Origin of the sequence: Streptomyces sp. NPDC029526 (assembly GCF_040637405.1) — a bacterium.
Classification (GTDB): domain Bacteria; phylum Actinomycetota; class Actinomycetes; order Streptomycetales; family Streptomycetaceae; genus Streptomyces.
Genome location: NZ_JBEZWE010000041.1, coordinates 1 through 10,344 on the forward strand (window position 1 = coordinate 1; position 10,344 = coordinate 10,344).

Here is a 10,344-nt window from a genome sequence, read left to right on the forward strand (position 1 = left end):
CATCGATCTGGTCCTGCCGTACCCACTTGCGCAGGGTCTCGGTCGTGCCGATGCCCAGCTTCTGGGCGACCGCTTTCATCGCGGCCCACTCGGTGAACTGCTCCGGGTTCGATAGACATGGCCGCCCCGGGCCCCGCGACGACTCGACCGCCCATTGGGAGACGTGACTCGATCGCTGCATAGGCCAACGTCGGCGAGGTCGTCCGCTGGGTTGACGTGACGACGAGCCGGCGGAGGTGACCGTGATGGTGCTCAACACGGACGGCGACCGGCTGCTGTCCCGCCGCGTCCAGAACGACGGGTCTGAACTGCTGGAACTCATTGGCGATGTCCTGGCGATATCCACCGACGTGCTCTGGGCGGTCGACCTCAACCACGGCGGCGACATGGACGTCTTCGGCAGCGCCGACCGCCTGGCGGGTTTCGCCGTTCTGGCTCCGCAGCCCCGTGACTCCGGCCGCGTCAGCGGCAACCTGCGCAGACCCCGCCGCTACCATCGCGGACTGTTGTGGGCCATGTACCTCTCGGCGATGGCCGGCCTGCCCGGCCTCCAAGACGTACTACCGGCGCAAGCGGAGCGAGGGGAGGGGACACAAGCAGGCCCTGCTCGCGCTCGCACGCCGTCGCCTCAACGTCCTGTGGCCATGATCCGTGACGGTCAGTGCCATCAAAGTTCACCTCCCGTCACGGTTGCGGCCTGACAACACGATGGGGATGTCCTTCCCGCGCGTTCGAGCTCGGCGTGCACCGTGAGCAGATCGCCGGCACGTACCGGGGCCAGGAACGCCATCCCGTCGACAGAGGCGGTCACCGGGGGCCCGTGGGCGTGTCGTCCGGCGGCAGCCGCAGCTGCGTCGTCGATCAGCTTCATCACCACTCCGCCGTGGATGGTGCCGTACAGGTTGGTGTCGTGTTCGCTCATGATGTGCGCGAGCGTCACCCGTGATGCGGCCGGGTGCTTCGTGTCGGTGGGCAGGGTGGCATGTCGGTCGGCCACGTCAACTCTCCTTCGCGAGTCGGGACAAGGGCGGAACCGCATGCGAGTACGGGTGCGCGGGCAGGTGGCAGGTCTTCGGACTCGCGGGCACGTCTCGTCGTACGACACTCCTGCCGGCCGTCGCTTCCCAGGCCCGGTACGTCGGACCCAGTGCGTATGACGGCGGTCGTCTCCGCTCACCGCTGCGGGGCAGTCCCGGTGTCCCACCGGGTTCCCTCTCACGACGCCCTGCCGTGGGGGCCCCATGCCTTCAGGGCTATGGGGGAGGGCGGGGCGAACCAGCTGCGCGCGCGATCCTACGGGCCACGTCTCGTCGTTCGGGGCCTGGGGCCGCCCTCAGTTCGCTGCCACCGTGCCCAGGAAGCGGATGTGCGGCCGGTCGCCCGGGCCGGAGCGGGTGACCTCGGTGCGTACGCCGTACACGTCGGCGATCAAGGGCTCGGTCAATGTGTCGCCCGGGGTTCCGGCAGCGACCACCCGGCCGCCCCTGAGGACGACGACCTGGTCGCAGTACATGGCCGCCAGGTTCAGGTCGTGCAGGGCGACGACGCTGGTGACGGGGAGTTCGACGATCAGCTTCAACAAGTCGAGCTGGTGCTGGATGTCGAGGTGGTTGGTGGGTTCGTCCAGGAGCAACTCGCGCGGTTCCTGGGCCAGGGCGCGGGCGATCTGCACGCGCTGGCGCTCGCCGCCGGAGAGCGTGTGCCAGGGCTGGTCCGCGCGGCCGGTGAGGCCGGTGCGCTCAAGGGCGCTGCGCACGGCTTCCTCGTCGGCCGCGGTGGCGGGGGTCCAAGCGCGTCGGTGCGGGATGCGGCCGAGGCGTACGACGTCGAGAACGGTCAGCTCGACGAGGGTGTCGGAGTGCTGCTCGACGACGGCAACGCGCCTGGCGACGGCGCGGCGGCCCCAGGCGCCGAGGGGACGCCCGTCGAGGGTGACGATGCCGGAGGCGGGGGCGAGGACGCCGGACAGCAGCCGCAGCAGCGTCGACTTGCCGGAGCCGTTGGGGCCGAGCACCCCGGTCACGGAGCCGGGCCGGGGGGTGAGGCTCACACCGTCGACGATCAGCCGCCCGTCGAGGGTGCGGCTCACGCGGTCGGCAGCGAGGGTGTGCGGCCCGGCGGGTGCCTGTCCACGGCCGGGCGGCCGGGTACCGTCGTCCCGCCGCTCGGTGCCGGTCGTCATCGCATCCTCCTCGTGCGGTACAGGACCAGGACGAACGCCGGAACACCGACGAGTGAGGTGACCACGCCCACCGGCACCTCCTGGGGGTCGAGGACGGTACGGGCCAGGGTGTCGGCCCAGACCAGGAACACCGCCCCGGCGAGCGCGGTGACCGGCAGCAGCCTGGCGTGCCCCGGGCCGACGAGGGCGCGGGCGGCGTGCGGCAGGACCAGGCCGACGAAGCCGATCGCCCCCGCCGAGCTGACCAGCGCGGCGGTCAGCAGCGCGGTCACGCACAGCAGCACCAACCGGGTCCGGGCGACGGACACCCCGAGCGTGGCCGCGGCGTTCTGGCCGAAGGCGAAGGCGTCCAGGGTGCGTGCGTAGCCGAGGCACAGCACGAGGGCGAGCGCCAGGACGGCCGCGCAGAGCCCCACTTCGGTCCAGCCGGCCCCGCTGAGCGAGCCGAGCATCCAGAACAGCACGCCCCGGGTGGTCTCCGCGTCGGCCGCCGTCGTCACGACGAACGAGGTCAGGGCGGAGAACAACTGCATCGCGGCCACCCCGGACAGGACCACCCGGTCGGTCGTCCCGCCGAGGGTGTGGCTGAGGAGCAGCACCAGAGCGAACGAGCTCAGGGCGCCCACGAAGGCGCCGCCGGAGACGGTCAGGACGCCGCCGCCGGCGCCGAGGACGATCACGGCGACGGCGCCGGTCGACGCACCGGAGGAGACGCCCAGGACGAAGGGATCGGCGAGGGGGTTGCGCAGCAGGGACTGCATCACCGCGCCGCACACGGCGAGTCCGGCCCCGCACACCGCGGCGAGCAGGGTGCGAGGCAGCCGCAGGTTCCACACGATGCCCTCGCGGATCGGCGTGAGATCCGTCGAACCCCAGCCCAGGTGGGAGGCGATCACCGACCACACGTCGCCCACCGCGATGTCCGCCGGACCGATGGTGATGGCCACGGCGACGGACGCGGTGAGCACCGCCAGCCCGGCGCCCAGGCCGGCGACGACGCGCACCAACCGGACGGCACCCCGCATGGGGCGGACCGGGGAGGACCGCAGGGCGGTTCTCATCCGGCGAGCCCGTACTCGCGCAGCGCCGCGGCGACCTTCTCCACGCCCTCGACGGTACGGATCGTCGGGTTCATGGCCTGCCCGCTGAGCAGGACGTACCGCTTCTCCTTCACCGCCTTCATGTTCTTCGTCGCCGGGTTCGACTGCAGGAACGCGATCTTCTTCGCGGCCGACTCGGCGGTCTGCGACTTGCGCGTGAGGTCGCCGATGACGAGCACGTCGGGATCGCGGTCGGCGACGGTCTCCCAGTTGATCTGGGGCCACTCCTGCGTGCTGTCGTCGAAGACGTTCTGCGCGCCGAGCGCGTGGGTGATGATGCCGGGCGCGCCGCAGCAGCCCGCCATGTAGGGGGACTCCTGGTTCGCGAACCAGTACAGGACGGTGGTGTCCTCGGCGCGGATCCCCGCCGTGGCCTTCGTCACCCGGCTCTTCAGCCGGGCGACGAGCTTCTCGCCCCGCTCGTCCACGCCGAAGACCCGGGCCAGTTCCCGTACTTCGCGGTAGACCGTCTCCATGGTCAGGGGCTTGGTCCGTGAGCCGTCGCCGTCGCCGCTGTTGTCCTTGCCCTCGCAGTCGGCGGGTGACAGGTACGTCGGTACGCCGAGCTCCTCGAACTTCTCGCGGGAGGCCACCCCGCCCTTGCTCAGGGTGGAGGTGAAGGAGGAGGCGACGAAGTCCGGTTCGGTGTCCAGGACTCGTTCGAACGACGGCTGGTTGTCGGCGAGCCGGGGCACCTTGGCGTTGGCCTTCTCCAGTCCCTTCATGACCGGGTCGGTCCAGGTGGCGGTTCCCACCACGCGGTCGGCGAGGCCGAGGGAGAGCAGGATCTCGGTGGTGCCCTGGTTCAGGGACACGGCTCTCTTCGGCGGAGCCTCGACCGTCACCTTCTGCCCACAGTTGTCGAACGTGACGGCTCCTGCATCCGAGCCGCCGGACTTCGGGGACGAGCCGGAGTCGGAGCCGGAACCGCACGCGGTGAGCAGCAGTGCCCCGGTCAGGAGCAGGACGGAACAACAGGCGGGACGTGACAAGTGCACGGTTGCGGCTTCCTAGGCGTCGGGACCCATACGCGGGGTCCGTGCGGACGATCGGTCGCCAGCAGGTCTTCGGACTCGGGATCACCCCGGCGGGACGCCTTCCCGGACCCGGCCGTGACCGTCGTCCAGTGGCTCTGCTGCCCCGCCCGTCACCCTCACCGCTGCGCGTCAGTTCCGGACTCTCACCGGATTCCCTGACCCGTGCACGTGTACGGACACGCCCACGAGTTCGACTGGCGTCCGGAAGTTACCACAGCCTTACCCATGTGGTCCGACCTGCCCGTCGGCGGTGCCCGCCGGGCCGAGGCGCGCCCCCTCCAGGTGGCCGCCGCTCCCAGTGGCTTCTCCGGCGCTGGTTCGGCCATGCGAGTCCCCAGGCGTCGGCCGAAGGGGACAAAGGCCACTGCGGCGCGGGCCAGGTCTGCCGAACCCCCGACCGCAGCGGTTGTATGACGTCCTGCTCGTGATCGTCTTCTCGACCAGCACCGTCCGGCGCCCATGGCGCCGCAATTCCCGAGCCCCGCCATCGCGGGCCGAACGCGCCGCGGCCCGTCCGGGAAGCCAAGTCCGCTGCCGTCGCGGATCCTTCGCCCCGCCCGGGAACCGTCCGCCTCTCCCGTCCGACTGCTGTGAGGAGGCAGGGAGGTGGCATGGAAGGGCTGGATGTCCGGATGTCGGGCGTCGTGTGCCGGCACGGCCGGGTCGAGGCCGTGCGCGACGTCGATCCCGACGTCGTGCGCGGGCAACGGGTGGCGCTGACCGGTACCAACGGGTCGGGCAAGACCACGTTGCTGCGTGCTGTTCTGGGGCTGCACCGGCATGTCGCGGGCCGGATCCTGGTGGGTGGCCGGGACACCGGGAGTGCTGCCGAGTGGGCGTGGCGGCGACGGGCGTGCGCGTGGATCCCGCAGAAGCCGGCGACCGGACGTTTTCCCTTGCTGGCAAGCGAGTTGCTGGCCAGCGGCGGTGCGCGTGCCGAGGCGGCGGAGGCGGCCGACAAGCTCGGGGTCGGGCATCTCGCCGACCGGCCGTTGCACACTCTGTCCGGTGGTCAGCTTCAGCGTATGTACCTGGCGCGGGCGGTCGGCTGTGTGGCGGCCGGGGCGGGCGTCCTGCTCGCCGACGAGCCCACCGCCGCCCTCGACTTCTCCGGTCAGGAGGAGGCGGCCGACGTCCTGCTCTCCTTGCCGGTGACCGTCGTGGTCGTCACCCACGACCGGGCTCTGGCCGAGCGCTGCGACCGGGTGCTGGAGATGGCCGCGGGACGTCTGCGGGAGGTCCGGTGAGCGTCCTGGCCGCGGCCGACGTCGGTCAGCTCCTGCAGCTCGTGCCCGTTCAACGGGCGGGTGTCGCCCTGCTGGTGGCCGCGGTCGGACTGCCGGTGATCGGTGTCGTCATCGTCGGCCTCGACATCATGCCGGTGCGGTTCGCGATGATGCATGTCGCACTCCTGGGCATCGCCGTTGCTCTGCTGACCGGGCTCGATCCCATGCTGTGTGCGCTGGTGGCCTGCGCGCTCGCCGGCGCCGGAGTCGCTCCGCTGGCCCGTACCCCGGACGGTCTGTCAGGTGCCATGGGTCTGCTGATGAGTCTGGCGATCGCTGCCGCCCTGCTCGTGCTGGCCGTCTCCGGCGTCAACGCGGCGGGCGCCTTCTCCCTGCTCTGGGGGTCCATCCTCTCGGTCGGTACCGCCGACCTGTGGCTGCTCGTCGTGCTGGCCGTCGTCGTACCGGCTCTTTTCTGGTGGCGTCGCAGAGACATCGCGCTCCTCCTCTACGACCGTGAACTCGCCCTGTCCTCGGGCGTGCGGGTCGACCGGCTCACCCTCGTGCTGCTGGTCCTGGTCGCGGTGTCCGTCGCCGGGGCCATCAAACTCACCGGCGCCCTCCTCGTCGACGCGCTGACGCTTCTTCCGGCCCGCTCCCTGCCGCGCCTTGCTCATGGCGAAGAGGGGAAAGGGTGGTAAAGGAGCGTGCTGGTCGGCTCTCCCGTCCCGCTCTCGCACTCGCCTGCGAGCCGGCATCGAATTACCCCCGAGCCGGCCCAATGCCGTCGACTCTCGACATGCTTGATGAGACGTCAGGTAAGTCAGCATCCACTCAGCATCAGTTCCGTACGATTTCTCGCGCGTGCGCCTGGTCGGTGGCTTCGCGGCAGCCTGGCTGGCGCTGAAATGCGCAGGCGGGAAGTCTGGTCACAGCAACGCACGATTTTCCTGGAGGTCTTCGAGCCGAAGGCATGCCGATGTACAGTGAACGACGCCCTTGACCTGCAGAAAGCTGGCAGGGAGCCGTCTTCTAGGAGTCTAAAGTGCTGCGCACCATGTTCAAGTCCAAGATCTAGTATTTGGGCATTTACGCAGGTCAGAGGTATGATGGGACCGCTCGGGTCAGCGAATGGTCAGCATTAGGTGCAAGGGCGTCCTGGCTTGCTGACCTGGTGACCGCCGCGGCGGGGGCTTGGGCGCAGATGTCTGGCTCCCGTTCGGAAGGTGCGTCACATGGCTCGTCAGCTCGCTCGCGGTATGGGGTCGTTCTTCAAGGACTGCGGCTGTGTCAGGCCGACCCGGTGCCCGCACTCTTACACGATCCGTTTCCGCGACGGTCGAGGGAAGCAGGTTGAGGAGGGCGGGTTCGGCGCGCAGGACGACGCGATTGAACGCTTGACGCAGATTTATGCGGAGAAGAAGCGCACGGCGCCGTCTGTCGCGGAAGCGCGCCGGGAGCTGGGGCAGAAGACGATCGCAGAGTACGCGAAGCAGTGGCTTCCCCGCCAGCGCCGAATGACCGCATACTCCACGGGCGAGCACGTCAGCAGCTCCATCAACGTCCATATCGTTCCGCGCCTGGGGTCACGGAAGCTGATATCCGTCACTCCCATCGTGGTGGAGCGTTTCCTGGACGAGTTGGAGGCCGACGGCGTCGGCCGGGGCAATCAAGTCAACATCCTGCGCACGCTCAAGGCGATTCTGCGGGATGCCTACGACAAGGGCGCGATGGCGGATGACCCGGTCAAGGGAGTGCAGGAACCGGAGTACGTCCGCGCGAGGGTGGTCATTCCGGACCTGGCCTACCTGAAGCAGGCGTTGGCTGTCGCGGCGGACGACCTTGCCCTGGAGATCGTGATGATGGCGGGCTGCGGACTACGCAACGGCGAAGCCCGGGCCGTGAACATCAACAACGTGGTCGCGAACGACGTGTACCGGGTGCACGAGCAGATTCACTCCAACACCCACCGGCCGGCGAAGCTGAAGCACCGAAGGGTAGGGGAGTTCCGTGAGGTGCCGCTGCCCCGCTCGGTACGGGAGGCGATCGAACGCTATGAAGAGAAGCACGGCACGACGAAGGAGGGGTATCTGCTGCGTGGGCCGAGCGGGTACTACACGGAGCCGATGGAACGCCGACGCGTCCGCACGCTCTTCGAGAAGCTGCCGGTGATGGATGGTATGGGGATGTACGGCTTCCGGCACTACTTCGCCTCCAACGCGCTGGGCAGCGGCATCCCGATCACCGACGTGGCTGAGTGGATGGGGCACAAGTCGATCGAGGAGACGTACCGTACCTACCGGCACCTGATGCCAGGGAGCGTCACCAAGGCGGCGCGGGTTTTGGACGCCGGCCTGTGGGACGCGGCCTGAGGCAATAACGAAGCCTGCCACGATTGCTTCCGGTCCGGGTTGCAGTGGCACCACATGGCACAGGTTGTAGAGACCGTCCGGGGACGTCCACGCCAGTCCATGGTGTGTGCGTTGGAGCAGGTCAGCGCTTTGCGGTCCGGTGGCGTCGGCGTCGTCGGTGACAGACGCGTGACAGGGACGGTGATGGATCGAGGCTTACCGGGGGCATCCTTGGCGGAGCCTCTGCCCGGAGTCGTGAGATGAAGCCTCAAGGCGCTCCGGTGAGGCTTCGTCGTGAGAGTATCTGCGCTGGGCGCGCACGATGCGCTCGGCGCCCCATGCGGCCGCGCTCCTGTAACGCCTTCAGGGGTACCTCATCTGCAATCGCACCTGCCCAACCGTGCGGATTGGGAATTCGCGCCTGCCGACAACGCCCCGCACTGGCCGTTCGACTTTGCAAATGGACCAGCGCGGGGTCGAGTTCACACTCTGACGGTGGCCGACGGGGACGCCGTGCGAGTCGTCTGGCGTGGGTCATGCGGCGGACGGCACCTCGGATCCGGACGGCTCGAGGGCGGGCAGCATCGTGAGCAGCATGATGCTGGGCTCGGTGGCGCGCACGGAGTGCGGCAGCCGTGCGGGCAGGTGGATCCAGCTGCCGGGCCCCGCCTCGGTCTTCTCGTCGCCCAGGGTGAGGTCGAGGCGGCCCTGGACGACCTGGATGACCACGGGCAGGGCGGAGGTGTGTTCGGTCAGTTCCTGGCCGGTGGCGAAGGCGAAGCCGACCACTCGCACCCGGTCGTCGCGGTACAGGACGCGGCTGAGGGTGCCGTCCTCGGGCACGGTCAGTTCGGCGGTCAGGTCGGTGATCACGGTGGTGGTCATGGCGGGTGCTCCCTCAGAGCTGGGACGGGGCGGGGGTGGCGATGAGGCTGATGGCGCCGAGGTGGGCCTGGTGGCGGCGGAAGACGCGGCGCATCTGAAGAACGCGGCGCCGGGCCACGGGGTCGCGCAGGGCTCGGCCGGCGATGCGCACGGCCTGCCCGAACCCCTCGTCGGCTATGAGCCGGCGGGGTTCCAGCAAGGCCATCGGCGTTCGCCGGTGGGCGGTGACGACGAAGCCCTCGTCGGCGAGCAGGGTGACCCAGTCGCGGGGAGTCAGCGGGCGGGCGCCGACGTGAATGGCCTGGCCCAGATCCCTTGTGATCGCCTCGGCGTGTTCCTGGTCGAGGTCCTCTGGCAGCAGACACAGCTCATGGATGGCGTACCGGCAGTCGGCGTTGGTGAGCAGCCGCCGGGCTTCGCGAACGATCCGGCGTTTGGCGGGGTCGGGCTGCATGGTCAGCATGGCCTCCCCGTACACCACGGTGGCGCTGCCGGTCGGCAGACCGGTGTCCGCGGCGTCGGCCCGCACGGCCGTCGTCTCGATCGCACCCGGCGCGGTGAGAGTGCCCAATCCCGCCACGGCGGCGGGGTCGCGGTCGACGGCCGTGAAGGAGCCCGGCTTGCGCGCGACGGTCAGCCGGGCGGTGGCTCCCAGGCCGGCGGCCAGTTCCACCACCCGGTCGTCCGGACCGAGGGCCAGGTTGTCCAGCATCCAGCGGGTCAGTTCCACGCCGCCGGGGCGCAGGACGCGCTTGCCCAGGCGGGCCAGCAGCCAGTGGCCGGGCATGCGGGCGGCGTCGAGTCCGTCACCGGGTACGGGGGTGCCCTTGGGGTGCGCCTGAGGGTCTGTCGCTGCCATGCTCGTGCCTCGCTCTCTGCCCGCACTAGCATTACTTAGGTAACCCTAACTTGGTGAAACGGTGGGGTGCGGGGGCCGAAGGTCCCGAATGCGGGGCCTGTGGGCCCGGTATGGTGCGGTGTCCTCGTCGTGAACGGGTCTGTGCTGAGACAGCGCTCCCCGGTGTGGGGCAGGACGACGACGATCAGTGCGCCCTTGTGCTGCGGGGAGTGGGCGAGGGTGGTGGCCGCGTGGGGCCGCTCCGCCGGAGACTCCCGCGAGGATGCCCTCGGTGCGGGCCGGTCGGCGGGCCTGCGTCTCTGCCTCGGTCAGGGAGGCGCCGGCGTCGACACCACCGACTCCGTCGCCGTGTCCACCTGTACCGTCGACCACGGGCTACGTCGCCGACCTGGGTCTCATGGTCGCACCCGTCTTCGGCCCGCTGGGTTTCGGCTGGTGCGTCAACGTCGGCCTTCTGTCGGCTCAAGGAGCCCGGGAGGCTTTCGTCGCCCCCCTTGGACAGGTCGCCGCCGAAGCCCTCGAGCGGGCGGCACAAGTGGGGAGGTCATGGACCCGTCACACCGAGACCGCGATCCCGACAACCACGGCCGTCGTCGCAGCACTGCGACGCACCCAGGCGTTCGCCGTCGGCGACCCGTACCACCAGGGCGACCCCCACCACGGGGGCGCGGCTCCCGGCCCGATCGGCCCCCGCCTGCACTGGA

Annotated in this window: 8 protein-coding genes, 4 pseudogenes and 2 riboswitches; of the genes and pseudogenes, 5 read left to right on the plus strand and 7 right to left on the minus strand. The window is 69.9% G+C overall.

Annotated elements, in window-relative coordinates; translation table 11 throughout:
* Window positions 1-181, minus strand: a 181-nt coding sequence (locus AB0F01_RS31155; protein ID WP_362102734.1) for a hypothetical protein, incomplete at its 3' end; no start/stop codon positions are given.
* A gap of 196 nt (window positions 182-377) precedes the next feature.
* Between AB0F01_RS31155 and AB0F01_RS31160 the strand changes: the two are divergent.
* A pseudogene (locus tag AB0F01_RS31160) lies at window positions 378-701 on the plus strand (transposase); the annotation flags it as partial.
* An 11-nt stretch (window positions 702-712) separates the two neighbouring features.
* Here the strand turns inward: AB0F01_RS31160 and AB0F01_RS31165 are convergent.
* The 4 genes and pseudogenes from AB0F01_RS31165 to AB0F01_RS31180 all read right to left on the minus strand — a co-directional run.
* Window positions 713-922, minus strand: a pseudogene (locus AB0F01_RS31165) (acyl-CoA thioesterase); the annotation flags it as partial.
* Window positions 923-1,066: 144 nt separating this feature from the next.
* Window positions 1,067-1,216: riboswitch (cobalamin riboswitch) on the minus strand.
* Window positions 1,217-1,333: 117 nt separating this feature from the next.
* A complete protein-coding gene (locus AB0F01_RS31170; RefSeq protein ID WP_362102715.1) occupies window positions 1,334-2,182 on the minus strand; it encodes an ABC transporter ATP-binding protein in 849 nt (282 codons plus the stop codon).
* The gene (locus AB0F01_RS31175; RefSeq protein WP_362102731.1) at window positions 2,179-3,207 is read right to left on the minus strand and encodes an iron chelate uptake ABC transporter family permease subunit; all 1,029 of its coding nucleotides are present in this window, start codon (window positions 3,205-3,207) and stop codon (window positions 2,179-2,181) included. The genes AB0F01_RS31170 and AB0F01_RS31175 overlap by 4 nt, the downstream gene beginning before the upstream one ends.
* A gap of 32 nt (window positions 3,208-3,239) precedes the next feature.
* Window positions 3,240-4,280, minus strand: coding sequence for an ABC transporter substrate-binding protein (locus tag AB0F01_RS31180; protein WP_362102717.1), 1,041 nt, complete (start codon window positions 4,278-4,280; stop codon window positions 3,240-3,242).
* Window positions 4,281-4,322: 42 nt separating this feature from the next.
* Window positions 4,323-4,516, minus strand: a riboswitch (cobalamin riboswitch).
* A gap of 414 nt (window positions 4,517-4,930) precedes the next feature.
* Here AB0F01_RS31180 and AB0F01_RS31185 point away from each other — a divergent pair.
* The 3 genes and pseudogenes from AB0F01_RS31185 to AB0F01_RS31195 all read left to right on the plus strand — a co-directional run bounded on the left by AB0F01_RS31185 (window position 4,931) and on the right by AB0F01_RS31195 (window position 7,917).
* Window positions 4,931-5,566, plus strand: coding sequence for an ATP-binding cassette domain-containing protein (locus AB0F01_RS31185; protein WP_362102720.1), 636 nt, complete (start codon window positions 4,931-4,933; stop codon window positions 5,564-5,566).
* Window positions 5,563-6,216, plus strand: a pseudogene (locus AB0F01_RS31190) (metal ABC transporter permease); the annotation flags it as partial. The gene AB0F01_RS31185 and the pseudogene AB0F01_RS31190, both read left to right, overlap by 4 nt.
* Window positions 6,217-6,780: 564 nt before the next feature.
* Window positions 6,781-7,917: a site-specific integrase gene (locus AB0F01_RS31195; RefSeq protein WP_362102723.1), complete on the plus strand. Its 1,137-nt coding sequence runs from the start codon at window positions 6,781-6,783 to the stop codon at window positions 7,915-7,917.
* Between the two features lie 513 nt (window positions 7,918-8,430).
* Here the strand turns inward: AB0F01_RS31195 and AB0F01_RS31200 are convergent.
* On the minus strand, window positions 8,431-8,781 hold the full coding sequence (locus tag AB0F01_RS31200) for a cupin domain-containing protein (protein ID WP_362102725.1): 351 nt from the start codon (window positions 8,779-8,781) through the stop codon (window positions 8,431-8,433).
* A gap of 13 nt (window positions 8,782-8,794) precedes the next feature.
* Complete coding sequence (locus AB0F01_RS31205) at window positions 8,795-9,640, minus strand: methyltransferase domain-containing protein (RefSeq protein ID WP_362102728.1); 846 nt, start codon at window positions 9,638-9,640, stop codon at window positions 8,795-8,797.
* A gap of 397 nt (window positions 9,641-10,037) precedes the next feature.
* Between AB0F01_RS31205 and AB0F01_RS31210 the strand changes: the two are divergent.
* A pseudogene (locus AB0F01_RS31210) lies at window positions 10,038-10,344 on the plus strand (hypothetical protein); the annotation flags it as partial.